The sequence below is a fragment of the Pseudomonas sp. Soil_N_39 genome, assembly GCF_057655955.1.
In genome coordinates this window covers 1-26,173 of the sequence record NZ_JBDGLI010000029.1, presented here as the reverse complement: position 1 = coordinate 26,173, position 26,173 = coordinate 1, and the positions used below count along the sequence as shown (strand labels likewise).

Sequence of the window (26,173 nt, the reverse complement as noted above, 5' to 3'; positions counted from 1 at the left end):
GACCTTTCGATGAGACGCCTCGACATTGCAGTGCCTGGCACCAGCCAGGCCATGACCGAACTGGCCCGGGAACTGGAACTGCACGGCCACGGTGTAGTGGACCTCCAATCGCCGGTCGACCTGTTGATCGACGACGGGACGACACCGCGAGCCATTGAAGCCCGTTCATGCCTCCAGATCCGCGTGGCGCTACGCACGCTGCCCGGCGAGGCATTGCCGCAACCGGTGCTGGTTTTTCGCGACGGCGCGCAGCGGCTGTTGTGCCAGGACGTGATCGCGCCGCAACGCGATGGCAATGGTCAGTCCTTGCGCCTGCGTACGTTGGCAACAGTGGTCGAAACCGGCGCACGGCTGGTCAGTCAGTTCTCCCGGGACGAAAACTGCTTCGATCACTGGCCGACAGTACACGCTGACGCTATCGACCAGCCCCAGCTCGGGCTCGATGCGCTGGAGCCGCTGGCCTTCGAGCACGGCCTCAATCGGCCGCCGGTGCCCTGGCTGCTGGCCGCCGCCGACGTACCGGTGATGCACAGCATCGAACAGCGTCTGCTCGATGACGCGACGCAACCCGCCCTGTGGGTCGATGGGCAATTGATCGACTACAAATCCTTGCGCCGCCTGGCGCTGAGGTTGCAGCAACCGATGCTGGAAATACTGCACCGAGCAGAACATGGGAAAGGAGCTGTTGGAGAACCTGTGGGAGCAAGGCTTGCCCGCGATGAAGACACCGATGCTCTCAAACAAACCGCGTCATCGTACATCGGGGGCAAGCCTTCCTCCCACAGGCCTTCCTCCCACAAGGTGATCGCTGTGTGCCTGCCCAAGTCCGCACACCTGTACGCGGCGATCCTGGCGGTGCTGGGTTGCGGGGCGGTGTACCTGCCGCTGGACCCGCAGCACCCGGCGCAACGTCGGCGCTTTATCCTGGAAAATGCCCAGGCGGACCTGTTGCTGCACGACGGCGACAGCGACCTCGGCGACCTCTCGCTGCCAACGCTGAATGTCCACCAACTGCCAGCGCCCAAGCCCGGCATCCCGGCTTCGCTGATCCGTCGTACGCTGGACGGCGACGAACCGGCCGTGGCGATCTACACCTCCGGCACCACCGGCCAGCCCAAAGGCGTGTTGCTCAGCCATCGCAACCTCAGCCATTTCTGTGCCTGGTACGGCGACTACGTCGGGCTGCGGCGCGACAGCCGGGCGTTGCAGTTTTCCACCATCAACTTTGACGCGTCGCTGCTGGATATCCTGCCGACCTTCATCCACGGCGCCTTGCTGGTGGTGCCCAGCGAAGACCAACGCCGTGATCCGCAGCAATTGGTCGCGTTGATTCACCAGCAGCACGTCAGCCACGCCTTCCTGCCCCCCGCTCTGCTGAGCGTCATGCCCCTGGATGCACCGCTGGGCCTGGCGCACCTGATCACCGGGGGCGATGTCTGCGAGCCGTTCGTGATCGAACAGCTCGCGCCGCAATGCCGGTTCCACAACATCTACGGCCCGACTGAAACTACGGTGCTGGCGACTACGCGGCAATTCGGCGTCGGCGACAACAACCGCAACCTCGGCGTGCCCATCGCCAATGGCCGGGTGCTGATCCTGGACGAACAGTTGCAACCGGTGCCCCAAGGTGTCCCCGGCGAGTTATACATCGCCGGGCCGGGCGTCGGCCTGGGCTATCTGAACGATCCGACGCTGACCGCGACGCGTTACCTCGACCTGACGCTGCCCACCGGGCAAACGCTGCGGGCCTATCGCACCGGCGACATCGGCCAGTGGACCGACAGCGGCATCGAACTGTGTGGCCGCCGCGATAACCAGGTGAAGATCCGCGGTTTTCGGGTCGAACCCGAGGAGATCGAGCACTGCCTGCGCGATAGCCAGTTGTTTCGCCAGGTAGCGGTGGGAGTCGATGAACGGCGGCGGATCCTGGCGTTCCTGGTTCACCCCGAACAAACGCACCCCGGCGCCGCCCTCCAGGCGTTGCGCGAGCATGTGCAAAACAGCTTGCCCAGCTACATGCACCCGGCGGCCTATGTCGAATTGCCCAGCCTGCCCTACACCAGCAACGGCAAGGTCGATCGCCGGGCATTGCTCGCCATGGCGGTGCAGGTGCACGTGGACGACCAACGCCGGCAGCCGCAAAATGCCCTGGAGACACAGCTGCAGCAACTGTGGGCCGAGCTGCTTGAACTGCCGGTCAACGATATCGCCACCGACGAAAGCTTCTTCAACCTCGGCGGGCACTCGATCCTGCTGTCGCGACTGTTGCTGAGCATCCGCCAGACATTCGGCCGCAGCCTGTCGATCAACCGCTTCATCGAGGCGCCGACGCTGATGACCTTGGCGAAGTTGCTCGACGACCCGGAGCACAGCGGCGCATCGGTCCTCAGCCCCCAGGCCTTCATCGATGCCGAGGCGGAGCTCAACCTTGATCCGCTGCCCATCAGCCAATGCGGCGATGTGCACAAGGTGCTGGTGACCGGCGCCAACAGCTTTCTCGGCGTGCACATCGTCGAGGCGCTGCTGGCCTGGGGCGCCACCGAAGTCGCGTGCCTGGTGCGCGCCAGCGCTGAGCACAGCGCGGCCGAGCGTTTCTCCCAGGCCCTGCGGGACAATCACCTGACCCACCTGGACCTGGACCGCGTCAGCGTCTATGCCGCCGACATCACCCAACCGCAATTGGGTTTGCCCGACGATGTCTACGCCCGCATCGACCGCACCTTCGGCGCGCTGGTGCACAACGCGGCCCACGTCAACCATGTGCTCGACTACGAGTCCCTGGCGCGGGATAACGTGGAGCCGATTTTCGAGTGCCTGCGCCTGTGTGAAGGACGTAGCAAGAAAATCTTCAACTTCGTCTCCACGTTGTCCGCCTCCAGTGCCCTGGATGCCGATGGCCAGGTGCTGGAACAGCCTGCCGCCGAGACGCCGCCGATCTACATCAAGAACGGCTACAACCTGTCCAAATGGGTCGGCGAACGGATCCTGCAACGGGCCCGTGATCGCGGGGTTTGGGTCAATCTGTTCCGCCCCGGCAACATCAGCTTCAACAGCCTGACCGGGGTCTGCCAGCCCCATAAAAATCGGCTGATGCTGATGCTCAAGGGCTCGATCCAGCTCGGCCAGGTGCCGGACCTGTCCCTCAATTTCGACCTGATGCCGGTGGATTTCCTGGCCCGCTTTATCGCCTTCCACGCCAGCCGCTACCAGCCCACCCAAGCGGTGTTCAACCTGCACAACCCGCAGCCGTTGAGCTGGGACGCTTATGTGGCGTCGTTCCGCGACAGCGGCCGGGAGTTTTCCCTGGTGAGCGTCGCCGAGTGGCAACGGCAACTGGCTCGGGTCGATGCCGACAATGCGTTGTTTGGCGTGCTGGGTTTCTACCTCAACGGCTTCGAGGAAGACATCGGCGACATCTCGCTGATCAGCCACGACAACGCCCGCGCCGGCGTGCGGCAGATGGGCGCCAGCTACCCGGAAAAATCCCCGGCCCTACTGCGGCGCGGCGCCGATTACCTCAAGGCCATCGACTTCATCTGAAACACCCTCAACCCAAAGCAAGGAGCAAGACCATGAGTGCATTTCAACCCGACACCCTGATCAAAAACCCCCACGCCTGCCACGTCGAAACATCGGTGGAGGTCGCGGCTGACGCGGCACGCGTCTGGAACATCGTGGGTAATTTTGGCGGCTTCGATCAATTCATCCCGGCACTGGAGCACATCGAAATGACCGGCAAGGGCGTGAGGTCCCTGCGCAAGAAATTCTTCCGCGATGGGCAGAACCTGGTGGTGGAACAGCTCAACAGCCGTGACGACCAGGCCATGCACATGACCTGGACGCTGATCTACAACACCCTGGGCATCGACAACCTGTGGGCAGCCATGCGCGTCGAACCCCTGGCGGACAATCGCTGCCGCGCCACCTGGACCATCATCGCCGACCACACCGACGCCCATACACCGTCGGGTTTCAGGGATTTCCTCCAGGGCTTCGCCGATGAGGCGATGGGGAATGTGCAGGGGATGTTCAAGTAAGCGGCAATGCCCTGTGGGAGCGGGCTTGCTCGCGAAAGCGGTGGGTCAGTTTGCAGTAATTTGACTGGACTGCCGCCATCGCGAGCAAGCTCGCTCCCACACTGAGCTGGAGTGAACCCAAGATTCAGGCTCACCAACCATCCCCTGTGGAAGCAGATGCGAAACCCAGGTCCACCGCCAGTCCCCTGTGGGAGCAAGCTTGCTCGCGATGGCGGTGGACCATTCAACCCAGCACCCGTGGCGAGGGAGCTTGCTCCCGCTGGCCTGCGCAGCAGGCCCCAGCATGCTTGCAGGCAGACCGCGTTGGTTGGCTTTACGACTGCTGCGCAGCCGAGCGGGAGCAAGCTCCCTCGCCACAGGGGAATGGGTCGGCTTGCGACTGGGGGTCAGATCTTGAAGCTGTCCACCAGTTGCTTCAGTCGATTGGCCTGCTGGGACAAGGCATCGCAATCCTTCAGGGTTTCATTGAGGTTGGCCACGCTTTGCTGGTTCAGCAGGTTGATGTGGCTGACGTCCATGTTGAGGGTTTCGACCACGGCGGTCTGTTCTTCGGTCGCCGCGGCCACCGACTGGTTCATGCCGTCGATCTCGCCGATGCGCTGCGTCACGCTGACCAGTCGCAGACCGGCCTGGTTGGCCACTTCCACGCTTTCTTCGCTGGAGGTCTGGCTGGCGTTCATCGTGGTCACCGCTTCACGGGAGCCGACTTGCAGCGAGGTGATCATCTTGTGGATTTCTTCCGCCGACTCCTGGGTGCGGTGCGCCAGGTTGCGCACTTCATCGGCCACCACCGCAAACCCGCGTCCGGCTTCACCGGCACGGGCCGCTTCGATGGCCGCGTTCAGGGCCAACAAGTTGGTTTGCTGGGAGATGCCTTTGATCACGTCCAGGATGTGCCCGATGTTGTCGGTGCTGGCGTTCAGGGTTTCGATCTGGGTGCACGAGAGGCTGATCTTCTGCGACAGCTCGGTCATGGCCTGGATGGTTTTTTCCACCACCTGGCGACCGTCATCGGCCTGTTCGCTGGCACCGCTGGCCTGTTGCGAGGCATCGGCGGCATTACGAGCGATTTCCTGGGTCGCGGCGCCCAACTGATTGATGGCCGCGGCCACACTGTTGGTGCGGGCGCTTTGTTCATCTGAGCCGACGAGCGAAGCGTTGGACGAGGTCATCACCCGCTGCGACAGGTCATGCACTTGGCGGGTGGCGGAAGACACTTCCGAGATCGACGCGTGAATCCGCTCTACGAACTGGTTGAACGAACCGCCCAACACGGCGAATTCGTCCTTGCCCTGTACGACCAGGCGCCGGGTCAGGTCACCTTCGCCCTGGGCGATGTCCTGCATGGCGCGGCCCATGGTGGTCAATGGACGCATCAACACCTGGATCAGCATGCTCAGCAGCAAGGCAATGGCCGCCACCGCGACGAACATCGCAATCAGCGCAGACGTACGGAACTGGCTCAGCGGCGCGTAGGCTTTTGCCTTGTCGATCGACAGACCGATGTACCACTCGGCATTCGGCAGGCCGGTAACCGGGGTGAACGAAAGAATACGATCCTGCCCGTTCAGCTCAACCTCCTGGATCCCCTTGCCAATGCGCACCGGGGTGCCGGGGTAGATGTCCTTGAGGTTCTTCATCACGTGGTCTTTATCCGGGCTGACGATCACCTGACCGTCGCCGCTGACCAGAAACGCATGGCCGATACCACCGAAGTCCACGGAGTTGATGATTTTCACCAGGGTTTCCAGGCTCAGGTCGCCGCCCACCACGCCGAGCAGTTCGCCGTTGTGCTTCACCGGCAGGGCAACGGTCACCACCAGGCCACCCACCGCCGCCAGGTAAGGCGGAGTCAGCATGGTTTTATCGGCGGTCACCGCCTGTTTGTACCAGGGGCGCTGACGCGGGTCGTAGCCGTCAGGCATTTTGGCGTCAGGGCGTTGGGTGAAGACACCGTTGGCCTGGCCCACATAAGTGAACTGGAAGTTCGACGTCAGCGCCGGCTGATCGACCAGCCCCGGCAGATCGGCAGCTGCACCCTGATGCGCGATGTTTTGCGCCAGGTTTTCCAACACCAGTATCCGCCCACTCATCCAGTTCTGGATGCTGCTGGCCGTCAGGTCGCCGGATTGCTCGATGGACGACTCAAGGCTGCTGCCAATGGTGTTGCGCTGTAAATAATCGTTGTAGAGCGTGAACAGGGCAAAAGCCAGGACCACTACACCAGAGGCGGCCAGAAGGATTTTGTGGCTGAACTTTAGATTCATCGATGGGCTTCTTATGCAAAGAGTGGGGTTGCATTCCAGTTGCAATATTTTCATGTAAAAACAGGAGCAGGCTTTTTGCCATGCTCCAGTTTGGTGCACGCTTATCACTCTGTCGGCAAGGGCTTGGAAAAAATGAGGGGTTACAGGGAATTGGCCGACAGGGGGTAGAAGTACGGGCGCGGGAACCTTCAGTGGGCGGTGAACGGTGGTTGCAAATTCCCCGGGCGATGATGACAATGCGACCTATTATCATTTGTAACATCCAGGCCGTCGCGTCCATGTCATCTCCCGAGTTTGCAGTAAAGGCGCTCTACAGCCAGCATCACGGCTGGCTCAATACGTGGCTGCGCACCCGGCTGGGCAATGCCGCTGATGCGGCGGACCTGGCCCAGGACACCTTCATGCGCCTGTTGCAGCGTAGCGAACGCCTGGAGCTTCGGGCCCCACGCGCCTTTTTGCGCACCATTGCCCAAGGCCTGGTGATCGACCATTGGCGGCGAGCGGAAATCGAACACGCCTACCTCCAAACCATAGCTCACCTGCCAGAAGCCGAAACCCCGGGGGCCGAAGCCCAGGCGTTGATCCTCGAACTGCTCGAAGCCATTGCCAGAATGCTCGAAGGCCTCAAGCCGAAAGTGCGCCGGGCCTTTCTGTTAGCCCAGTGCGAAGGCCTGACGTACAAGCAGATTGCCGAGCAGATGGGCATCTCGTTGCGCTCGGTGGAGCGCTACGTCGCCGATGCGTTGTATCACTGCTATGTATTGCGCTATGAAAGTTGAGTCGGTGGAACACTTGCAGAGCCGCCGCAACGGCCCGTCGCAACAGGTGGTCAGGCAGGCGATCAACTGGCTGCTGCGCCTGCGCAACCACACCACCCACCCCACACTGCGCCAACAGTGCGACACCTGGCGCGCCGCCCACCCTGAACACGAACTGGCCTGGCAACGGGTGCAATCGCTGCACAGCGAATTGACCTCGAACCTGCGGGCCGTGCCCGGTGCCCACATCGCCCTGGACACCCTGGAAAACAGTGCCCAGCGCCTCAGTCGTCGCCAGGCCCTGAAGTTGCTCTCGGGCGTTGCCGTGGTGGGCGGCGCGGCATGGCTGGGCAAGGACCTGGGCTGGCAGGCGTGGAATGCCGATTTCGCCACCGCCACCGGTGAACGTCGGGGGTTCCAGTTGCCGGACGGCACGCGGCTCGAGCTCAATACCCACAGCGCGGCCGACTTGGACTTCAGTCCCCGGCAGCGCCTGATTACCCTGGCCCGCGGCGAAATCATGGTCACCTGTGGCCGCGACCCGGGGCGGCCGCTGCTGGTGAAAAGCAGGCATGGTCTGTTCGAGGGGCTGGAGGGGCGCTTCGTCGTGCGCCAGCACAGCGACTGCACGCGCTTGAGCGTCACCAGCGGCCGAGTCGTCATCCGTTCGCACCCCAACAGCGATGGCTCGCCCATCCAGGTCGAGGCCGGGCAAAGCTACCTGGTCAGCTCATCGACAGCGACCCTGGCGCCGCCCCTGGACATGGACGCAGGCGCCTGGGCCGACGGCTTGATCGTCACCCGCAACATGCGCCTGGAAGATTTCCTCAATGAAGTAGGCCGCTACCGCCCGGGCTATCTGCACTGCGCGGCGTCGATTGCCGACCTGCGCTTGTCGGGGGTGTTCCGCTTGGAGGACACCGACAAATTGCTCGCCGTCCTGCCCCGCACGCTCCCGGTCCAGCTGCGCTATCGAACCCGTTGGTGGATCACGGTGGAACGCCTGGCTTGATTTTTTTTGGCGGGTTTCAGGCCGGCGTCCGGCTAGGACAGTAAGCAACCCTTATCTGCCTTCAGCGACTCCAACGGAACCTACAATGACTGAGCGCGTACTTCTCAAGAACCCCTTCGGCTTCTCTTCGCAACCAGGCCTGTTACGCCAGGCGATTCATGCCGCGCTGTTCTCCACGGCGCTGGGGGTCAGCGTCGCGCCGATGCTCGCGGTGGCCGCGCAAAACGTCGTGACCGCCAGCCGGCAGAGCTACAACATCCCCCCCGGTCCATTGAGCGATGTGCTGAACCAGTTCGCCCGCCAGGCCGGGATCACCCTGGCCAGCACGCCGGCGCAAACCGGCGGCGTCCAGTCCCCGGGGCTCAAGGGTGAGTATTCGCCCGACCAGGCCCTGAACCAGTTGCTCAGCGGGTCGGGAATGGTCGCCGTCAGCCAGGATGGCAGCAGCTACGTGCTGCACACCGAGACCGCTGGCAGCACGCTGGAATTACCGACCACCGACATCAAGGGCTTCGCCCTGGGTAACGCCTTGGGCAGCATGGAAGGCTACAACGCCACCCACAGCCAGGTCGCCACCAAGACCAGTACCGCCCTGCGCGAAACCTCCCAGAGCGTGTCGGTGGTGACCCGCGAACAAATGGACGACCAGGGCGCGCAGACCGTGTCCCAGGCCATGCGCTACACCCCCGGCGTGCTGACCAACCCCTACGGCGCCACCCACCGCTACGACTACGTGGCGATGCGCGGTTTCAACGACGGCTCGGTGGATAACATCTACCTCGACGGCCTCAAGTCCATGGGCGACAGCGGCACGTACAGCTCCATGCAGGTCGATCCGTATTTCCTCGAGCGGGTCGATATCCTCAAGGGCCCGTCCTCGGTGCTCTACGGTCGCAGCTCGCCCGGCGGCCTGGTGGCGCTGACCAGCAAGAAGCCGCTGTACGAGGCCTATCATCAGATCCAGGCCACGGTCGGTACCCAAGGCCAACGCGGCATGGGCTTCGACTTCAGCGGCCCGGTGGATGACGACAAACGCATCACCTATCGCCTGATCGGCCTGGCGGACAGCTCCGACACCCAGTTCGACCACAACAAGGAAAAGCGCTTCGCCCTCGCGCCCACGGTGAACATCGACTTCAGCGAAGACACCTCGCTGACGCTCCAGGCCTACCTGCAGCATGACCCCGACGGCGGCTACCACGGCGGCATGCCGGCCGCCGGCACCTTGCACCAGCGCAACGGCCGACGAATTTCCGAGCACTTTTTCGAAGGCGAGCCTGGCGTCGACGGTTATGAACGCGACCAGCAGTCGTTCGGCTACCAGTTCGAACACCGTTTCAACGACGTCTTCACCGCCCGGCAGAACTTCCGTTACCTGGACTCCAAGGTCAGCAACGATCAGGTCTATGCCTATGACTGGACCACACCCACCAGCAACGAGCTGAACCGCTACTACACCGGCGCCGAGGAAAAGCTCCATTCCTTCATCGTCGACAACATGCTGCAAGCCGAATTCTTCACCGGCGCGACCAAGCACACCGTCCTGATGGGCGCCGACTACCAGCGGCGCAAAACCGTGGTCGACTGGACCAGCGGCAGCCTGGCGCCGATCAACGCCTTCGACCCGGTCTATGGCAACTCGGCTATCACTGGTCGCTATGACACAAGCTACCTGCGACGCCTGGAGCAGACCGGCGTCTACCTGCAAGACCTGATCGAAATGGACAAGTGGCGTTTCTCCCTCGGCCTGCGCCAGGACTGGGTGCAAACCTCGGATGAAAACCGCATCGCCGAATTCGGTCGCCCGCAAGGCACCGAGATCAACGACAAACGCACCAAGCTCACCGGCCGTGCCGGCGCGCTGTACCTGTTCGATAACGGGCTGGCGCCGTACATCAGCTACTCCGAGTCGTTCAACCCGAACTCCTATGCCGACAGCGCCGGCAACCCGCTGCCGCCTACCGATGGCAAGCAATGGGAGCTGGGCCTGAAGTACCAGCCACCGGGCACGGATGATTTGTACACCGCCTCGCTGTTCCGCATCGACCAGGAAAACCTGGCGACCAAGCTGCCCCAGGAAAACTTCTACCGCGCCGTCGGTGCCGTGCGCTCCCAAGGCTTGGAACTGGAAGCCCACCTGCAGTTGACCGAACAATTCAAAGTGCTGGGCAGCTACACCTTCACCGACATCGAATATTCGAAATCGATGGTCAGCACTCTCAGCACGCCCACCGACATCATCGAAAACAAGGGCAACTCACCGACCCAGGCCCCACGCCACATGGCCTCGGTCTGGGCTGACTACAAGTTCGACAGCGGCGCCCTCGACGGCCTGCGCCTGGGCGGCGGCGTGCGTTATGTCGGCTACAGTTGGGCCGATGCGGAGAACTCCATGAAAGTGCCCTCCTACACGTTGTTCGATGCTTCGGTGGGGTATGACCTGGGCAAGGTCGGCTTGAAGGGCGTGGACGTGCGCCTGAACGCGAACAACCTGACGAACGAAACCTACGTCGCCTCGTGCGCCAGCCTGAGCTATTGCTACATGGGTGAAGAGCGCAATGTGGCGGCGACGGTGAGTTACCAGTTCTGACCTGGCCCTGTCATCGACTCATTCTCTGTGGCGAGGGAGCTTGCTCCCTCGCCACAAGTTTCGCGTTTCACTGCTAGAACCTGTATCGATCAAACCCGCAGTGCATCCCCTTCCTCCCGCACCACACTCTCTTCCCGCACAAACCGATTCGCCCGCCTGAACGTGCCAAAATCATTGAATCTCACGCCCATTTCCCGCATCACCTCATGGGCCACCGGCACCGTCAGTTGGCGAATGTAGAACGGCTCCTTCACCACGAAATGATGAAGGCCGTGGCTGCTGCCGAAGTTGAAGCAGAACGCCTGCAACGGCCACAACCACCACGGGTTGAGCACCTGGGTTTGCTGGATGACGTTGCCCGGCTCGATGTCGCCGTAGTAATGCATGTTCGAGCTGACGAAATGCAGGCAAAAGGTGCGCAACACGTTCGGCCCGATGATCACCACCGCCGCGATGTCGATCACCTGCATCGTCGCCAGCGTGGTGGCCGACCAGTCAATTGAAGTCCCCAGCAGACTGGCAACACCATTGGCCCCGTGGAAACCTAGGAACACATACCAGGCGCCCCAGTGCAGCAACGCCAGGGGGAAATAAACCTTCAGCGTACGCTTGAGAATGCTGCGCTTGTGCGCCCAGGTCTTGGCCCGTAGCAGGCGGATGAAGGCCGACATCACGTTATCACCGACCATCAGCAAGCGCGCCAGCCCCCAGGGTTCGCCGTTGGTGATGGCCCGCTCCTCCATGTCGGCCTCGCTGCCAGACACCTTGTGATGGTTGAGGTGCAGGTGACGGCGGATCCACGGGTTGATCGTGCTCGGCCGCGCCAGCCAGACCAAACCCATCATCAGGTTGTGGGGCAGGCGTTGCTTACGGAAGTACATGCTGTGGATCAGGTCGTGTTCCAGCTCATGGGTCAGCGACGCGAAAAACGCGTTGAGCAACAGGCACGCCCACCCGGCCAGGTCACCGTTGATGTAGAGCAGCGCCGAACCGATCATCCCGGCCAGGGCAAACGCCAGGATGCCCGCGCCCAACGCATCCTGGTGGCGCAGGATTGGATAACGCTGGCGCAACTCCTCGCCCCGGGCCAAGACCACCTGGCGAATATGGGCCGCTCGTTGCTGTGCATTCAATCGCTCGGGGCTTGCGCAAGTGCCGTGCATGGCTTACATCCTCTGTTAGAGATGTGCTCATCCTGCCGGGCGTTGCCCCATAGGGTGGTAGCCGTATACGCCAACCTGTTGACCACAAGCGCCAATCGTCATGACGGAACCGACTTCCCTCGCCAGCTGGACCCGCGCCCTGCGCAAGCAGCTCGATGCGCTGGGCCTGGACAGCCATGCCCTGTGCGTCGAGGCCGGCCTCGACCCGCAATGGATGGACGACCCGAACGCCCGCTACCCGCTCTCGGCCACCACGCGCCTGTGGGCATTGGCCGTGCAGGCCAGCGGCGACCCGGCCATCGGCCTGCGGGTGTCGCGCTTTGTCAGCCCCACCACGTTTCACGCACTGGGTTATGCGCTGGTGGCCAGCGGCAGCCTGCGGGAAGTGTTCGAGCGGATCGTGCGTTATCACCCGGTGGTCAGCGATGCACTGACCCTGCAATTGAGCCGTGGCGAAGACCGCTACCGCTTCAGCCTCGATGTACCGGCAGGACGCCCAGCCCCGGCCTTCGAAGCGATTGATGCCTTCGCGGCGATTTACGTGCGCACCTGCCGCAACCGCCTTGGCCGTGATTACGCCCCCCTGGCGGTGTACCTACGCCGCCCGGAGCCGGCGGACCCCAGCCCCTGGCACAAGGTGTTCCGCTCGCCGATGCATTTCGGCGCCGCCCAGGATTGCCTGGAGTTCAATCTCGCCGATTTCGACAGCCACCTGGACGACGCCAACCCGGAACTGGCCGAACACAACGAAACCGTGCTCGAACGCACCCTCGCCCAGCTCAAGCCGCTGACCTGGGAGCGCAAGGTCCGCGCCGCCATCGAGGCCCAACTGCCCGAAGGCGAGCCCAGCGCCGAACGCATCGCCCAGGCCATGCACCTGAGCCTGCGCAGCCTGCAACGGCACCTGGCCGACGAAGGCTGCCGCTTCGACGCACTGCTCAACGAATGCCGGGAAAACCTCGCGCTGCTGCACCTGCGCGATCCGCAATGTTCGCTGAGCGAAGTCAGTTATCTGTTGGGATTTGCCGACACCAGCAGCTTCAGCCGCGCCTTCAAGCGCTGGACCGGGATGACACCGGGGCAGTTTCGGGATGGGTTGCGCTAGGGATTTGCGGTGCCTGGGCTGGCCCTATCGCGAGCAAGCTCGCTCCCACATTGGGGACGGTGTCATTGCGACATTTGCAACAGCACCAACCCCTGTGGGAGCGAGCTTGCTCGCGATAGCGGTGGGTCAGTCGGCACTCGGTTTAAGGCTGCGTGCAAGCCCAGCCGTCCAAGCCTCGATCATGGCCTCTCCAGTCGCCCTGAACCGTTGATTAGCTGCCATGTAATGGCGCATTTCAGCCACAGCAAGGTCCATCCCCTGAATGACCTGCTCCATCAGTTCCTTACAACGCTTTTCGGTCAGGTTGCAGGCTGAACGGCCGAACCTCACCAGCATTTTATATTTGGGCCAGGCTTTGGAACCGCCCAGCAACAACGCCATGTTGTCATTGCGGATATACACCGCCGTGCTGACGATGTCATAGGCTGGCGCAAGCCTGATCGACGCATCGGCACCGCAATGCTCATACAGCACACCGAAATTTTTCAGGTGCGCATCGCCATTTTTCAGGCCGGCCGAGAGCGCAACAATCTTGAACAGGGACTCCAGCGCATGATTGAGTAAATGAGGAGAAACGAATGCCTTGATCTGTCGGGCCGCTCCTTCATATGAGCCATCGTATTTAGCCCTCGATGGAGAGCCGTTGAGCACACAGAAATCCTCAAAGCCCAGATACTTGCCAGTGCCTGGCAAATCAAAGCGTTTAACGATCAAAAATTTGCCGCGCTCGCTCAGCTCGAACTCCGGCACCTCGAGCCCCGCGTGCAGTGCGGCTCGCATGCAAAAGAACTCATTGGCGGCCAATTCAGGAAACTCGTCGGAGCGAAACGCTTTGATCAGATGGGTGGCACCTCGATGGGTCAGGCGATCGATTGTCGATGCGCTGTCGCGAACCAGCACCTTGGGCTGTACGCCGGAAACGCCCGAATACTGCCCGTAGGTGTGCAACAAATCGTCGAATAAACCTTCGGCTCCGTCGTGCACCAACACATCCGCCAGACTGGTTTCGGGCGGCCCAGCCTCCGTCCGCAAGTGACCGATGCCTACCCGACCCAGCTGATGAGGCCCTACGATGGCAAGCATGGCGAAGTCATCAAAGCCTCGAACTGCTTTGCTGAAACGACGAACCAGCTCATCACGCAAGGCCCCCTCCGGCAGGTTCATTTCAAAGATCGGCGGCACGCCTGATTCCCAGGTGTAGCTTTCAAGGCGCATCGGCATGGTCAGCGAAACAGACTGCTCTTCGCACGCGCTTGCGGCGTAGGTGAACACGGAGTCACTGCGCTGCTGCCCTCGCCCCAGAACACCCACGTCCGCTTCGCTAACCGAGACCTGTAGCCTGTCCAGACCTTGCTCGTCAGCCATGGAAAGAATCCTTTTTCAGCGAATCGAGCGTAGGGCGTTTCGTTGGTCGGGCAACAGCCGTCAACTCGTAGCCAAACCCATTGAGGATTGCTTCTACCTTACGGATCCCGACCTCAGGAATGGTGTTGTTCTCGATGCCCGAAATCGTGGCACGGCTCATACCGTATTGCGCAGCCAAGGCCTCCTGAGAGAGGTTGTGTTCTTTACGCAGTCGCCTAATTACTTCGCCGAGGGTTTTCATGCTTATATTCCGCATCGTATACAGTGCAAATTATTAAACAGCCAGAATATGCACTGTATTTGATTCAAACTTAATCGAAGTGTAGCGCATGCACCCATTCCTGTGGGAGCTTGCTCGCGATAGCGGTGGATCAGCACCAGCGATGTTGGCTGTACTGCCGTCATCGCGAGCAAGCTCGCTCCCACAGATTTCAGGTCGTGGTCAGGGCCCGCAACCGCTCGATGTCGAGGATTTCGATCTCGCCATAACTGAGATGAAGGATGCCCTGGGCCTGCAGGTCCTTGAGGATCTGGTTGGTGGTCTGGCGTGACAGCGAGAGCATCAGCGCCAGTTGTTCCTGGGGCAGTTGCAAGACCCGTCGGGCCGGTTCGATTTCGCCGTAGCCTTCGGCGATCATCAGCAGGCGGTGGGCCAGGCGGGCCGGGGCGGGCATCAGGCTCAGGTGTTCGAGGTTAATGAACGTCAGGCGCAGCTTGTGGCTCATCAACAAGGCAAGATGCCGCCAGTAGATCGGTTGCGCTTGCAGGAAGGCCAGCAACGGCGCCTGGGGCACGTGTAGCAGCGCACATTGACCCACCACGACCGCATCATGGGTCCGCGGCTGGCCATCGAACAGGCAGATTTCACCGAACCAGTGGGGCGCTTCCACCACGCTCAGCAACGCCTCCTTGCCCTGTTCGTTCACCGCACCGACGCGCACCGCGCCTTCCAGTACGGCATACAACCCGCAGGGTGGATCGCCGCGCTGGAACAGCCGATGGCCCGGCGGCAGACGGCGCACCCGTGACATGTCCAGCAGACTATTCTGTAACTCATCAGGCAGATGGCTGTACCAGTGGCCGGCCATCAGATGTGAGTGCCAGGGATGCGAATTCATGGAAACTCCGGGACAAGTGTCGGCTAACTGACAGAACGCCGTGGGGTACCCGGGCATCATGCAGGCATCACCTCAGGAGGAACAACAATGAAAAACCTCGTCGATCACCTCAGTCAATACGCTGCCTATCACCGCGATCCGCGCAACATCGCCAGTCATTTCATCGGGATTCCGCTGATCTTCGTTGCCGTCGCCGTGCTGCTGTCACGGCCCGGCTGGCCCGCGGGCGCGGTGCTGGTGTCGCCGGCGCTGCTGGTGGCGGTGGCCAGTGCCTGGTTCTACCTGCGCCTGGAGTTGCGCCTGGGCGTGCTGATGACGGTGCTGCTGGGCCTGGCGGTATGGCTGGGCCAGGTGCTCGCCGCACAAAGCACCTGGGTGTGGCTGGGCAGTGGTCTGGGGATGTTCGTGGTGGGCTGGGTGATTCAGTTCGTCGGCCACTATTACGAAGGCCGCAAGCCGGCGTTCGTCGACGACCTCACCGGGCTGATTGTCGGGCCGTTGTTTGTGGTGGTGGAAGCGGGCTTCCTGCTGGGGCTTCGCGGCGAATTGAAGCGGGCCATCGAAGAGCGCGCCGGGCCGGTGGCGTTGCGCAACCAGCGTTCGGCGGCCTGAAACAACGCAATGCCCCCGCCTGCCCCCTTATAGGAGCGAACCTGTGGGAGCAAGGCTTGCCCGCGATGGCATCGCCTCGGTCGATCCGCTACACCGAGGTGTTTGCATCGCGGGCAAGCCTTGCTCCCACAAGCTCGCCCCCACAAGAGTTAGGCCTTGCCGCTCAAGTTACAGCGCACCGAACTCGACCCGGATGGTCAACGCGCCGGTGTTATCTTTCAAGCCAGACCCGTATTGCCCGGTCAGGTCATCGTTGATGCACAGTTGCAGCTCCCCTTGCTGGTCGCCCGGAACCTGCGCCAGATCACCCACCAGGAACGGCTTGCCACCATTGCCCACGCGACCGATCAAGGCGCCTTCGGCAGCACCGGGCAAGGCATAGCTGCTGTAGTCGATGTGCCGCGAACCACCCTTTCCATCGACATTGCCGCCCTGCGGACTGGCACACCATCGCCCACTGACGTAGCGAACCAGGCGTGGTACCAACCCGTTGACCTGCACGCCAGTGCCCTGCCAGGCGATGGTGGATTGGACCTGCATCGTCACGGCCCGAAGGTCATTGGCCAGTGTATCCCCGGCCTGGAATGACAACGCGGCGATTGTCAGGCTCGGGTTCGAGGTGCCGGTGCTGGGGAACACGCCGTCACCCACCAGGAACAGATTCTTGTGGTCCCAGCTGCGCTGGTACTTGTCCACCACAGACTTGGTGGGGTCATCGCCCATGCGATAAGTCCCCATCAGGTGGCCAGCTCCTTGGAAGCTGTAGGGCACCTTGTCGTACGTAAAACATCCAGGTCCGATGATGTCCGTCAACTCCTGGGCGCCGAGCAGGTCCTTGATGATGTGCGTGGCCAATATTTTCGCCTGCTGGAAACCCTTCTTGGTGTACTCGGACAGGTTGTAGTGGATTTCTGGCCGGGGGATGCCGAGCCGGTCCGTGTATTCGCGCGAGGGCACGATGTAGCAATCCGCGTGGTCGGGATCGTCCTCGACCTGCTCAACCAGGAAACCGATCCGGAACTGGCGGGTGAAGACGTCGTTGAGCTTTTGCACCAACGCCGTTCCGGATAGCAATTTATTGCTCGGGTTGGCGCCGCCAATGTTCTTACCGTCGATGAAGTCGGCCACCGTGGTGTAGGGGTCACCGGCCGGCCAGTTCCAACCTTCGTTGCCAATCTCGATACGCCACGCCGCACGATCGCTGCGAAAGGCGCCATCGCGCAGACTTTCGATGCCGGCCGTCGACAGTGGTCCCCGGTAGGGAAAAATCGCCTTGCCCTCGGGCATTAACCCCCAGGCCAGGTAAATGGGATGGTCAGCCAGGCTACGCCCCACTTGCCCGCTGCTGTTGGCGACGCCGGAGTGCAGCAGCAGTTTCGGTGTTTCGATGGCATGGGCCGCGATCACATAACGTTGCCCTATTGCCACACCGGTTCCAGTGACAGGCCCGTCTTCCAATTGATATTGCTTGAACTCGATGCCATTGATGTTGCTGTCAGTGCCAACGGTTACTTTGCTGGCCACGGTTCGATAAAGCACTCGGACCTTGCCAGTGCCCAACGCTTTGTTCATGGTCACGGTGGCGTCGTACTTGGCCTGGATCGGGCAGATCGGCGTGCAGTTGGTATTTCCGGCGCATACCCGGCGACCGGCATAAGGTTGGGAGTTACGCCCGGCCGGCGTCGGGCTGACCACCAGCGGCAAGCTATCGAACGTCTGCCCCGTGACAGCCGTGACAAAGCTGCCATCGACCAGCGACAAGGGAATGCTGCGCATCGGGAACGCATACCCCTCGGGAAAGGTCATGCCCAGATAGGCCTGGTCGGCGACGTTGGCCGACACGCCGATTTCCGCTTCCGCCCGGCAGTAGGCGCTTTGCAGATCGTCATAATCAATTGGCCAGTCAACCCCGACGCCATACTTGGACCTCAGGCGAAAATCGTTCGGGACCATGCGCAGGCAGGTTCCGACCCAATGCCATGTCGTGCCGCCACCCACCCGTTCGTAAGTGCTCGTAAAGGGCAGCGGGCCTTTTTGGACCAAGTAGCTGACCGCCGGGTTGTTCCAGTTGCCATTGAGCAGATCGGCGATGGTCGCGCGCGGAGCGTTCAGTTCTGCCGGCCCCTTGAGATGCGGGTCTAGCGTCGTGCTTGGGGGATAAGGGGACTCAGGGGTTTTCAGCGTCGCGGTATAGAAACGCTCCAGGTACTGGGCACGATTGACCGGTATCTCCGGCCCCGATTCGAGTACCAGCACATCGATCCCGGCCATGCCCAACTGATAGGCAATGATGCTACCGGCCAAACCCGCGCCAACGATCACCACTTCGGCTTGTTCGGTACTCATGACAACGCTCCTTGCTGTCCGTTGGCGGATACGCCGGTCAAATCTTCAAGACTGGGAGGCGTGCTGTTCCAATAACCAAAAAACGATTCGCTGTAGCCCATCGGGTGGGCCTGGGCGATCTTCCAGGCCCAGCTGTAGATGTAGGCCTGATCGGAGACCACCGCCGAATCGCCCTTCTTGAAAGGCGCCATATCCAACGGTTGATACCAGACACCCAGCAACCACAGTTTCATGATCGAGCGCGCAGCCAGCACGGTGTCCGGAATCGTCGGTTGCATGTTGAACTTCAGTATCTGCTGGGCGATCTGGTCGGGCGGTACCTGGTCAGCCACCAGCGTGGCGTATTGAGTCAACAGCGTGTTGAGCACCGTGGAAGGGATTCGCGCAGTGATGTAATCGAGAAAAATCGGCGGCAAACCGACCGGGTCGATCTGCGGTGCCAAACGATCCGCCGAAATACCAATCAGGGCCGACGACAGGCCCACGAAATTATCCAGATTGCTGCTCATTGCTTGGCTCCTTGTCCACTGGTGGACTGTGCGCGTTCGAGCAAATAGGTGAAATCCGCGAAGCTGGTGCGCGGTGATTCGGTGACATGGGTCGCCGCATTGCCGTGACACGCCATGCAACTGGAGGACGCCTGGGGCACGGTGCCCTGGATGTAGGTTTCCAGCGTGGCGTTGGCGAGGAACGAGGGGGCGGGACTGCCCAACGGGTTAGCGGCCGATACCTGACAGTTCTTGGGCGGATCTGACGGCCACTGGGTACTGATCAGTTGATAGTTCGCCCAGACACTCTTCGGGTTCACCGTACGCAACAGCGCTTGATAGGTGGTATTGAGGTTTTTGGTGGCGTCGGTCAGCGGCACTTCCCGCACGATCTGTGAAGGTGTCGCCTTGACTGCCGGGTTCCATGGCCGTGGCGGCGGCTGGTTGATGTCGCTTTTGCTGGCCGCGTTGTAGAACAGATAAGGCCCCGTGCGCTGGGCCACAGGCGTGGTTTTTTCCGGCACGTTTTTCACATGCTCGAAGGTTGACCAGACCCATTGCGCTGCGCTGGCGGTCTTATGGACCATGTGCAAGCCCACCAACCCGACCGGCTCGGACACGCATGACTCCGCAACGATTGGTCCATGGCTCGGGTCGTTGTTGCCCGGGGTGTAGACCAGCGCATCGACAGTATGGAAATCCTGGCGGTTGTCGTTGGGGCCCAGGACTTTCCACGACGCCTTCACCATCACCGCGCCGACCTGTTGGGTCTTGGTGGAACCACAACTGAACGCCACGGTGTTGTTCGGATTGGCGGCGAAGAATTTCTGCTGGCCTTCGATGCTGTACAGGCCGTTGTCGACGATCCCGTTGAACATCGATTGGTTGACCACGATTTCATTGCGCGTGTAGATACCGTTCTGGTCCACCAGCGGGCCGCTCTCGAAGGGTTGGATAAACTCATCCAGCACATCGGGCACCTTGCCCATTTGCTGCAAGAGGCGACCGGGCTTGAGCGACTTGCACGCTTCAGGAAGAGTCGCCGGTGCGTTCCAGGGCAACGGCGTCTGGCCCTTGGCCCGGAAAATCTGGTAGCTCTCTTTCCAGCTTTCCCACACGGTGGCGCCGTCCTGCTTACCGATGGGGGTGCCGGTATTTGGATCACCGTTATCCAGCGCCGGCCAGCTCAGGGCAATGAACGTCTGCCATGACAGTTCATCGAAATCGCGCTGAAGGCTGACCAGAGTGGGATGTTCGCCGGTAACCGTGACATCGAAAGGTATCTGTGGCGACAACGAGGGGGTGGCGCTGACGGATGGGCTCAATAAAACGCTTATCAAGGCACAGCCAAACGGGCCGTGCCGACTGACTTCCATTCTCATACTCATCTCCTTGGCATCAGGGCGCCAGGAGATAACACCGGTCCGTCATTGGACTCTTACTGCCTCCTGGCAAGTCAGAGTCTAGGTAGGGTTTGAGATGGGAAAAGGTGTTGGAGTAGAACCAATCGAAGCAAGGTCGGGCGGTGTTATTCGGATTCGGGTCGGGGTGTCAATGAGGGCGCCATCGCGAGCAAGCTCGCTCCCACAGTGGATTGGGGTTGAACCGCAGAGGTTGTGGCAGACACAGATCCACTTGTGGGAGCGGGCTTGCTCGCGAAAGCAGTGGACCAGATTGCATCGATGGTGAACGTATCTACGCCTTCGCGAGCAAGCCCGCTCCCACAGTTTTGGGGGTTGCCGACAGACTTGTGATCAACCCATTTCCCCTGTGGGAGCGAGCTTGCTCGCGATGCTTTTGATCTTAAAGGTTTGAGACTTTCTGCCAGACCTTCGGCTTGAAGAACAGCGTCTCGCCCTTCGCCAGGCCCACCAGGCTGTCATGGTCCTTCACCACTTCCGCCTCGATCAGCTCGCTCTGGCCTTCCACCTTCAGGGTCACCCGAGTGGTGGCGCCGAGCGGGCGAATGTCGCGTACTTCGGCAGCGTGGTGGTCTTCCAGCTCCGAGCGCGACAGCGACACTTCGTGAGGGCGGAACAGCACATGCCGGTCCTCTCCCAAGTGCAGGCGGTTCGAGTCGCCGAGGAAGTGGTACACAAAATCGCTGGCCGGGTTTTCGTAGACATCGCCCGGCGAGCCGATCTGCTCGATCACGCCCTTGTTCATCACCACGATCCGGTCGGCGACTTCCATGGCCTCCTCCTGGTCGTGGGTCACGAACACCGAGGTCAGGTTGATGTCCTCGTGCAGCCGCGCCAGCCAACGGCGCAATTCCTTGCGAACCTTGGCGTCGAGGGCGCCGAAGGGTTCGTCCAGCAGCAACACCTTGGGCTCCACCGCCAAGGCGCGGGCCAGGGCGATACGCTGGCGCTGGCCGCCGGACAACTGCTCCGGGTAGCGGTCGGCGAGCCAATCCAGTTGCACCATGTTCAGCAGTTCGTGGACCTTGGTCGCGATCTGGCTTTCGTTCGGGCGCTGATTCTTCGGCTTCATGCGCAAGCCAAAGGCGACGTTGTCGAACACCGTCATGTGGCGGAACAAGGCGTAGTGCTGGAACACGAAACCGACGTTGCGATCCCGCACGTCGTGGCCGGACACATCCTCGCCGTGGAACACGATGCTGCCCTGGTCCGGGGTTTCGAGGCCGGCGATGATCCGCAGCAAGGTGGTCTTGCCACAACCCGACGGGCCGAGCAGCGCCACCAGCTCGCCGCTCTGGATGTCCAGGCTGATCTCGTCCAGGGCCCTGAAGGCGTTGAAATTCTTGCTGACGTTACGAACTTCGATCGACATGACTTATTCCTCCGCGGCGCTGGCGCGCAGGCGGTTGATTCGGTTTTCGCTCCACTGCTTGAGCAGCAGGATCAAGAGCGCCAGGATCAGCAACAGGCTCGCCACAGCGAACGCGGCCACGTGGTTGTATTCGTTGTAGAGGATCTCGACGTGCAGCGGCAGGGTGTTGGTCACCCCGCGAATGTGCCCGGACACCACCGACACCGCGCCAAACTCGCCCATGGCCCGGGCGGTACACAGCACCACGCCATAGATCAGGCCCCACTTGATGTTCGGCACGGTGACATGCCAGAACATCTGCCAGCCATTGGCGCCCAGCAGGCGCGCGGCCTCTTCTTCCTGGGTGCCTTGTTCCTGCATCAGCGGGATCAGCTCACGGGCCACGAACGGCACGGTGACGAAGATCGTCGCCAGGACGATACCCGGCAGCGCGAACACGATCTGGATGTCGTGATCCGACAGCCACGGCCCGAACAGGCCTTGGGCGCCGAACATCAGCACATAGACCAGGCCCGCGATCACCGGCGACACCGAGAACGGCAGGTCGATCAGCGTCACCAGCATGCTCTTGCCACGGAATGAATACTTGCTCACGCACCATGCGGCGCTGACACCGAACACCAGGTTCAGCGGCACCGAGATCAGCACGGCGATCACCGTGAGCTTCAGTGCTGACAACGCGTCGGGTTCGAAGATCGCGGTGAAGAACGCCCCCAGCCCGAGCTTCAGGCCCTGGGACACCACGATGAACAGCGGAAACAGCAAAAACAGCGCAAAAATCAGCCAGCCAAGACCGATCAACACGCGCCGCGACGTTGCACTGCCGCGACGGGCGGCGTTGGTGGAGGCTGCGGAAATAGACGATTGGGACATGTTCGCGCCTCCTTATGGGGTTTCGATGCGCCGCTGCAGCAGGTTGATCAGCAGCAACAGGACGAAGGAAACCACCAGCATCAGCACGCCGATGGAGGTGGCGCCGGTGTAGTCGTATTGGTCTAGCTTGACCATGATCAGCAGCGGCAGGATCTCGGTTTTCATCGGCATGTTGCCGGCGATGAAAATCACCGAGCCGTACTCGCCCACGCCACGGGCAAAGGCCAGGGCGAAGCCGGTCAACCAGGCCGGCAACAACGCCGGCACGAGGATGTGGCGGAACACCTGCCACGGCTTGGCACCGAGGCAGGCGGCCGCCTCTTCGACTTCACGGGGAATATCGGCCAGCACCGGCTGCACCGTGCGCACCACGAACGGCAGCGTCACGAAGGTCAGCGCCAGGGTGATGCCCAGCGGCGTGTAGGCGATCTTGAAGCCCAGGTCGGTGGCGAACTGACCAACCAGACCGGTCGGCGCGTACAACGCCGTCAGGGCAATACCGGCCACGGCGGTGGGCAGGGCGAACGGCAGGTCGATCATCGCGTCGATGATCTTGCGGCCGGGGAAGGTGTAGCGCACCAGCACCCAGGCCAGCAGCGTACCGATCACGCCGTTGATGATCGCGGCGTACAGCGCGGTGCCGAAGCTGAGCTTCAAGGCCGCCAGCACCCGCGGCGCCGAGATGATCGCCCAGAACTGCTCCCAGGTGAGTTGGGCGGCATGCACGAACATCGCCGCCAGGGGTATGAGCACAATCAGACTGAGGTACACCAGGGTGTAGCCCAGCGTCAGCCCGAAGCCGGGTATGACGGGGGATATGCGACGCGACATAAAGGTCCTTGGTTAAAAACACTAAACATGGAAGCAAGACTGTGTGGGAGCAAGGCTTGCCCGCGATAGAGGCGACTCGGTTGCTGAACGACCGCATCGCATCCATCGCGGGCAAGCCTTGCTCCCACAAAATCCCCTCACCACAAATTCGGTGTCCGGCTTTAGCTTTGCAACTGTAATCAGCTTATTCAGGCGTGTTTCAGCTTACTGCGCCTGATAGATCTGGTCGAACACGCCGCCATCATTAAAGAACTTCGGCTGCGCGTTTTTCCAGCCACCGAAGTCCTTGTCAATGGTCACCAGTTCCACCTTCGGAAATTGCCGGGCGTACTTGGCGGCCACGTCCTTGTCACGCGGGCGATAGTAGTTTTTCGCGGCGATTTCCTGGCCGGCCGGACTGTACAGGTGCTTGAGGTATGCCTCGGCGATCTCGGCATTACCCTTTTTCTCGGCGTTCTTGTCCACCACCGCCACCGGCGGCTCGGCGAGGATCGACAGCGACGGCACGACGATGTCGAACTTATCGGCGCCACCGTCTTCTTTGAGCGCCAGGAAGGCTTCGTTTTCCCAGGCCAGCAATACGTCGCCCTGACCGTTGTTGACGAAGGTAATGGTCGAGCCACGGGCACCGGTGTCGAGGATCGGCACGTGCATGAACAACGCCTGCACGTATTCCTTGGCCTTGGCCTCGTCCCCCCCGTTGGCCTTCAGGCCGTAGGCCCAGGCAGCGAGGAAGTTCCAGCGCGCACCGCCGGAGGTCTTCGGGTTCGGGGTGATGACCGACACGTCATTCTTGATCAGATCGCCCCAATCCTTGATGCCCTTGGGATTGCCCTTGCGCACCAGGAACACGATGGTGGACGTGTAAGGCGTGCTCGCGTCCGGCAGGCGTGTTTGCCAGTCCGCTGGCAGCGACTTGCCCAGCTTGGCGATTTCATCGATGTCGCCGGCCAGGGCCAAGGTCACCACGTCGGCCCGCAGACCATCGATCACCGCACGGCCTTGCTTGCCCGAACCACCGTGGGACTGCTGGATCTTCACGCTGTCGTCCGGGTGCGCTTTCTTCCAGAAGCTGACGAATTCGGCGTTGTAATCCTGGTAAAGCTCGCGCGTCGGGTCGTAGGACACGTTGAGCAGCTCGTAATCCTTGGCGACGGCGGAACCTGCAAAAACAGCACTGGCCAGCGCGGCCAGGGCATAACGACGAATGGACGACATGGTGAAAGCTCCTGGAATTCTGGTTTTCTTATGGCTTCTGAAAATTCGTTTGGCTTGTTGAAAAAGATCGCAGCCTTCGACAGCACCTACATCAAGTCCCCCCTGTAGGAGCTGCCGAAGGCTGCGATCTTCTGTTTTTCAAGACGGCTTATGACTGGGTTGTTGCAGCCGGAATTTTTCCTTGCGTTCGATCTGGACCACCTGGGCGTTGTGCACGGTGATTTCCACTGCCCCAAAGCGCAGATCGCGCAACGCGCTCTGGATCTCGCGCAAGATGGTTGCTTCGTCCTGGCCGTCAACGCTACGTAGAGATGCGCTCATGCTGCTGCTCCTTTGAATGAATGCCTGGCAGTGGGCGGCACTGCTTGCGGCGTGGGAGCAATACTAGATAAGCGCAGATATTCTTAAAAAGACTATTTAAGAATTTTTATATAACCAAAATCACGAAACGTAGCCGACGTCCTACGGCAGAGGTAATTGGGGGGCTTTTTCCCTGCCAAACCCTCGGATATTTCCTTCACGACGCAGGGCTGTTCATGAACTAGGCAGCGTTCCCGAGCGCCGCTAACCTCTGTGCGTCATCGCAAAAAACGGTGACACGGACGTGCAAGTCCGGACTGGTACGTAATTGCTTATGGCTATTGACCGAGCATTTTTTTATGCTCGCGTCCGTTATGGCAATTGTGCGTGGGAGACCTTCGGGTCTGCCGGCGGTACCGGACCGGTCTTGCACACCTACGTACAGTTGCCACCTCTTCGAATGCAAGCGAAAGGATGGCGACTCCAACTCTGGTACATAAATATGGTCAAGCATTCACCGAATCCGCCGCAAAGCGGCCACAAATCCCGCGTCCAAGCGCAGGAAGAAAAAAAGCTCGATGACGCCGCCACCCGCGCCCTCGACTACTACCTCAACCCCAAGCCCGCCTCACCGCCCGAACCTGACAAAAACCAACTCTTCATCGTGTCCCCCCACATAGACACCGAAACCCTGCTCGCCAACGCCTCCGAAGACCTGCTCTCCATCAGCACCATCGCCGCCGACCTGGCTGACGACGTGGACGACTCACGCCGCTGCATCGCCCTGGCGATCAGCCGCATGGCCGATGGGGTGCAGTTGTTGGTTGAGCGGGCGTTGGATCATTTGGAAACAAAGGAGGCGGCGGCGCCTGGCACCAAGGTGTAAAGCATTGCATTGATGCAGGCTGAGCCGGCGCCATCGCGAGCAAGCTCGCTCCACAGGGGAAGTGGGTTGTCGCGGATATAGCAGTCGACACAAAACAACTGTGGGAGCGAGCTTGCTCGCGATGGCGGTGTATCAGGCACTATCGATGCAAGCTGATACGGCCCCATCGCGAGCAAGCTCGCTCCCACAGTTGGATCGGGGTACAGATAGGCCGACTGTAAGGCCGCCTTCGCGAGCAAGCCCGCTCCCACAGGGGGAACGCGGTCTCCCCAAGAACCAGGTCGGCTCTCAGGCCGCCTCGTGGTGGGGTGGACGTTGATCTCAGCGCCCCGTCAACCACGATGGCCGAACGCAGGCATTGTGGAGTGGGCATCCCGGCATGGATGCCGGGATAGCCGCGCTGGGCCATGG

The 26,173-nt window shown here is 61.3% G+C and carries 21 protein-coding genes; 8 read left to right on the top strand and 13 right to left on the bottom strand.

Annotated features, from left to right (window positions below):
• Nucleotides 1-9 precede the first annotated feature (9 nt).
• Both AC3A5O_RS27740 and AC3A5O_RS27735 read left to right on the top strand, forming a co-directional pair.
• Nucleotides 10-3,540, top strand: coding sequence for a non-ribosomal peptide synthetase (locus tag AC3A5O_RS27740; protein WP_487753977.1), 3,531 nt, complete (start codon nucleotides 10-12; stop codon nucleotides 3,538-3,540).
• A 32-nt stretch (nucleotides 3,541-3,572) separates the two neighbouring features.
• Entirely contained in the window at nucleotides 3,573-4,037 is a 465-nt protein-coding gene (locus AC3A5O_RS27735; RefSeq protein ID WP_487753976.1) for an SRPBCC family protein, read from the top strand.
• A 386-nt stretch (nucleotides 4,038-4,423) separates the two neighbouring features.
• Here AC3A5O_RS27735 and AC3A5O_RS27730 read toward each other — a convergent pair whose 3' ends face one another.
• Entirely contained in the window at nucleotides 4,424-6,304 is a 1,881-nt protein-coding gene (locus AC3A5O_RS27730) for a methyl-accepting chemotaxis protein (protein WP_122566727.1), read from the bottom strand.
• 278 nt (nucleotides 6,305-6,582) lie between these two features.
• Between AC3A5O_RS27730 and AC3A5O_RS27725 the strand changes: the two genes are divergently transcribed.
• The 3 genes from AC3A5O_RS27725 (at nucleotide 6,583) to AC3A5O_RS27715 (ending at nucleotide 10,664) form a co-directional block, all read left to right on the top strand.
• The gene (locus AC3A5O_RS27725) at nucleotides 6,583-7,083 is read left to right on the top strand and encodes a sigma-70 family RNA polymerase sigma factor (protein ID WP_487753975.1); all 501 of its coding nucleotides are present in this window, start codon (nucleotides 6,583-6,585) and stop codon (nucleotides 7,081-7,083) included.
• Complete coding sequence (locus AC3A5O_RS27720) at nucleotides 7,073-8,074, top strand: FecR domain-containing protein (RefSeq protein ID WP_122566729.1); 1,002 nt, start codon at nucleotides 7,073-7,075, stop codon at nucleotides 8,072-8,074. The genes AC3A5O_RS27725 and AC3A5O_RS27720 overlap by 11 nt, the downstream gene beginning before the upstream one ends.
• An 85-nt stretch (nucleotides 8,075-8,159) precedes the next feature.
• A complete protein-coding gene (locus AC3A5O_RS27715; protein WP_354337250.1) occupies nucleotides 8,160-10,664 on the top strand; it encodes a TonB-dependent siderophore receptor in 2,505 nt (834 codons plus the stop codon).
• 89 nt (nucleotides 10,665-10,753) lie between these two features.
• Here AC3A5O_RS27715 and AC3A5O_RS27710 read toward each other — a convergent pair whose 3' ends face one another.
• The gene (locus AC3A5O_RS27710) at nucleotides 10,754-11,827 is read right to left on the bottom strand and encodes a fatty acid desaturase (RefSeq protein ID WP_487753974.1); all 1,074 of its coding nucleotides are present in this window, start codon (nucleotides 11,825-11,827) and stop codon (nucleotides 10,754-10,756) included.
• A 100-nt stretch (nucleotides 11,828-11,927) separates the two neighbouring features.
• On the opposite strand from AC3A5O_RS27710, the gene AC3A5O_RS27705 reads away from it, so the two are divergent.
• Nucleotides 11,928-12,932 carry an AraC family transcriptional regulator gene (locus AC3A5O_RS27705; RefSeq protein ID WP_487753973.1) on the top strand — a complete coding sequence of 335 codons (1,005 nt, stop codon included), beginning with the start codon at nucleotides 11,928-11,930 and terminating at the stop codon, nucleotides 12,930-12,932.
• Nucleotides 12,933-13,058: 126 nt separating this feature from the next.
• Here the strand turns inward: AC3A5O_RS27705 and AC3A5O_RS27700 are convergent, their stop codons facing one another.
• The 3 genes from AC3A5O_RS27700 to AC3A5O_RS27690 form a co-directional block, all read right to left on the bottom strand.
• Nucleotides 13,059-14,297, bottom strand: coding sequence for a type II toxin-antitoxin system HipA family toxin (locus tag AC3A5O_RS27700; RefSeq protein WP_487753972.1), 1,239 nt, complete (start codon nucleotides 14,295-14,297; stop codon nucleotides 13,059-13,061).
• Entirely contained in the window at nucleotides 14,290-14,538 is a 249-nt protein-coding gene (locus AC3A5O_RS27695) for a helix-turn-helix domain-containing protein (protein WP_305491469.1), read from the bottom strand. Before AC3A5O_RS27695 ends, AC3A5O_RS27700 begins: the two co-directional genes overlap by 8 nt.
• Before the next feature lie 190 nt (nucleotides 14,539-14,728).
• A complete protein-coding gene (locus AC3A5O_RS27690; protein ID WP_305469120.1) occupies nucleotides 14,729-15,415 on the bottom strand; it encodes a Crp/Fnr family transcriptional regulator in 687 nt (228 codons plus the stop codon).
• Nucleotides 15,416-15,502: 87 nt separating this feature from the next.
• Here AC3A5O_RS27690 and AC3A5O_RS27685 point away from each other — a divergent pair, with 87 nt between their 5' ends.
• Nucleotides 15,503-16,027, top strand: coding sequence for an Mpo1 family 2-hydroxy fatty acid dioxygenase (locus tag AC3A5O_RS27685; protein ID WP_305469119.1), 525 nt, complete (start codon nucleotides 15,503-15,505; stop codon nucleotides 16,025-16,027).
• 168 nt (nucleotides 16,028-16,195) lie between these two features.
• Here AC3A5O_RS27685 and AC3A5O_RS27680 read toward each other — a convergent pair whose 3' ends face one another.
• The 8 genes from AC3A5O_RS27680 to oscA all read right to left on the bottom strand — a co-directional run bounded on the left by AC3A5O_RS27680 (nucleotide 16,196) and on the right by oscA (nucleotide 24,897).
• Nucleotides 16,196-18,373 carry a GMC family oxidoreductase gene (locus AC3A5O_RS27680; RefSeq protein WP_122566735.1) on the bottom strand — a complete coding sequence of 726 codons (2,178 nt, stop codon included), beginning with the start codon at nucleotides 18,371-18,373 and terminating at the stop codon, nucleotides 16,196-16,198.
• Complete coding sequence (locus AC3A5O_RS27675) at nucleotides 18,370-18,882, bottom strand: sorbitol dehydrogenase (protein WP_305469117.1); 513 nt, start codon at nucleotides 18,880-18,882, stop codon at nucleotides 18,370-18,372. Before AC3A5O_RS27675 ends, AC3A5O_RS27680 begins: the two co-directional genes overlap by 4 nt.
• The gene (locus AC3A5O_RS27670) at nucleotides 18,879-20,243 is read right to left on the bottom strand and encodes a cytochrome C (protein WP_122566737.1); all 1,365 of its coding nucleotides are present in this window, start codon (nucleotides 20,241-20,243) and stop codon (nucleotides 18,879-18,881) included. The genes AC3A5O_RS27675 and AC3A5O_RS27670 overlap by 4 nt, the downstream gene beginning before the upstream one ends.
• A gap of 421 nt (nucleotides 20,244-20,664) precedes the next feature.
• Entirely contained in the window at nucleotides 20,665-21,654 is a 990-nt protein-coding gene (locus AC3A5O_RS27665) for a sulfate/molybdate ABC transporter ATP-binding protein (RefSeq protein WP_092204966.1), read from the bottom strand.
• A gap of 3 nt (nucleotides 21,655-21,657) precedes the next feature.
• Nucleotides 21,658-22,527: a sulfate ABC transporter permease subunit CysW gene (gene cysW, locus AC3A5O_RS27660; RefSeq protein ID WP_487753971.1), complete on the bottom strand. Its 870-nt coding sequence runs from the start codon at nucleotides 22,525-22,527 to the stop codon at nucleotides 21,658-21,660.
• 12 nt (nucleotides 22,528-22,539) lie between these two features.
• The gene (gene cysT, locus AC3A5O_RS27655) at nucleotides 22,540-23,358 is read right to left on the bottom strand and encodes a sulfate ABC transporter permease subunit CysT (RefSeq protein ID WP_013692011.1); all 819 of its coding nucleotides are present in this window, start codon (nucleotides 23,356-23,358) and stop codon (nucleotides 22,540-22,542) included.
• A 204-nt stretch (nucleotides 23,359-23,562) separates the two neighbouring features.
• Nucleotides 23,563-24,576 carry a sulfate ABC transporter substrate-binding protein gene (locus tag AC3A5O_RS27650; protein ID WP_487753970.1) on the bottom strand — a complete coding sequence of 338 codons (1,014 nt, stop codon included), beginning with the start codon at nucleotides 24,574-24,576 and terminating at the stop codon, nucleotides 23,563-23,565.
• A 138-nt stretch (nucleotides 24,577-24,714) separates the two neighbouring features.
• Nucleotides 24,715-24,897 (bottom strand): sulfur starvation response protein OscA, encoded by a 183-nt coding sequence (gene oscA / locus AC3A5O_RS27645; RefSeq protein ID WP_003186967.1) that lies wholly within the window; start codon nucleotides 24,895-24,897, stop codon nucleotides 24,715-24,717.
• A gap of 481 nt (nucleotides 24,898-25,378) precedes the next feature.
• Here oscA and AC3A5O_RS27640 point away from each other — a divergent pair, with 481 nt between their 5' ends.
• Nucleotides 25,379-25,762 carry a DUF6124 family protein gene (locus AC3A5O_RS27640; RefSeq protein WP_305469111.1) on the top strand — a complete coding sequence of 128 codons (384 nt, stop codon included), beginning with the start codon at nucleotides 25,379-25,381 and terminating at the stop codon, nucleotides 25,760-25,762.
• Nucleotides 25,763-26,173: the final 411 nt, after the last annotated feature.

Coding starts and splice junctions, on each gene's coding strand:
- AC3A5O_RS27740 (WP_487753977.1), top strand. CDS start 10: ATGAGACGCCTCGACATTGCAGTGCCTGGCACCAGCCAGGCCATGACC.
- AC3A5O_RS27735 (WP_487753976.1), top strand. CDS start 3,573: ATGAGTGCATTTCAACCCGACACCCTGATCAAAAACCCCCACGCCTGC.
- AC3A5O_RS27730 (WP_122566727.1), bottom strand. CDS start 6,304: ATGAATCTAAAGTTCAGCCACAAAATCCTTCTGGCCGCCTCTGGTGTA.
- AC3A5O_RS27725 (WP_487753975.1), top strand. CDS start 6,583: ATGTCATCTCCCGAGTTTGCAGTAAAGGCGCTCTACAGCCAGCATCAC.
- AC3A5O_RS27720 (WP_122566729.1), top strand. CDS start 7,073: ATGAAAGTTGAGTCGGTGGAACACTTGCAGAGCCGCCGCAACGGCCCG.
- AC3A5O_RS27715 (WP_354337250.1), top strand. CDS start 8,160: ATGACTGAGCGCGTACTTCTCAAGAACCCCTTCGGCTTCTCTTCGCAA.
- AC3A5O_RS27710 (WP_487753974.1), bottom strand. CDS start 11,827: ATGCACGGCACTTGCGCAAGCCCCGAGCGATTGAATGCACAGCAACGA.
- AC3A5O_RS27705 (WP_487753973.1), top strand. CDS start 11,928: ATGACGGAACCGACTTCCCTCGCCAGCTGGACCCGCGCCCTGCGCAAG.
- AC3A5O_RS27700 (WP_487753972.1), bottom strand. CDS start 14,297: ATGGCTGACGAGCAAGGTCTGGACAGGCTACAGGTCTCGGTTAGCGAA.
- AC3A5O_RS27695 (WP_305491469.1), bottom strand. CDS start 14,538: ATGAAAACCCTCGGCGAAGTAATTAGGCGACTGCGTAAAGAACACAAC.
- AC3A5O_RS27690 (WP_305469120.1), bottom strand. CDS start 15,415: ATGAATTCGCATCCCTGGCACTCACATCTGATGGCCGGCCACTGGTAC.
- AC3A5O_RS27685 (WP_305469119.1), top strand. CDS start 15,503: ATGAAAAACCTCGTCGATCACCTCAGTCAATACGCTGCCTATCACCGC.
- AC3A5O_RS27680 (WP_122566735.1), bottom strand. CDS start 18,373: ATGAGTACCGAACAAGCCGAAGTGGTGATCGTTGGCGCGGGTTTGGCC.
- AC3A5O_RS27675 (WP_305469117.1), bottom strand. CDS start 18,882: ATGAGCAGCAATCTGGATAATTTCGTGGGCCTGTCGTCGGCCCTGATT.
- AC3A5O_RS27670 (WP_122566737.1), bottom strand. CDS start 20,243: ATGAGAATGGAAGTCAGTCGGCACGGCCCGTTTGGCTGTGCCTTGATA.
- AC3A5O_RS27665 (WP_092204966.1), bottom strand. CDS start 21,654: ATGTCGATCGAAGTTCGTAACGTCAGCAAGAATTTCAACGCCTTCAGG.
- cysW (WP_487753971.1), bottom strand. CDS start 22,527: ATGTCCCAATCGTCTATTTCCGCAGCCTCCACCAACGCCGCCCGTCGC.
- cysT (WP_013692011.1), bottom strand. CDS start 23,358: ATGTCGCGTCGCATATCCCCCGTCATACCCGGCTTCGGGCTGACGCTG.
- AC3A5O_RS27650 (WP_487753970.1), bottom strand. CDS start 24,576: ATGTCGTCCATTCGTCGTTATGCCCTGGCCGCGCTGGCCAGTGCTGTT.
- oscA (WP_003186967.1), bottom strand. CDS start 24,897: ATGAGCGCATCTCTACGTAGCGTTGACGGCCAGGACGAAGCAACCATC.
- AC3A5O_RS27640 (WP_305469111.1), top strand. CDS start 25,379: ATGGTCAAGCATTCACCGAATCCGCCGCAAAGCGGCCACAAATCCCGC.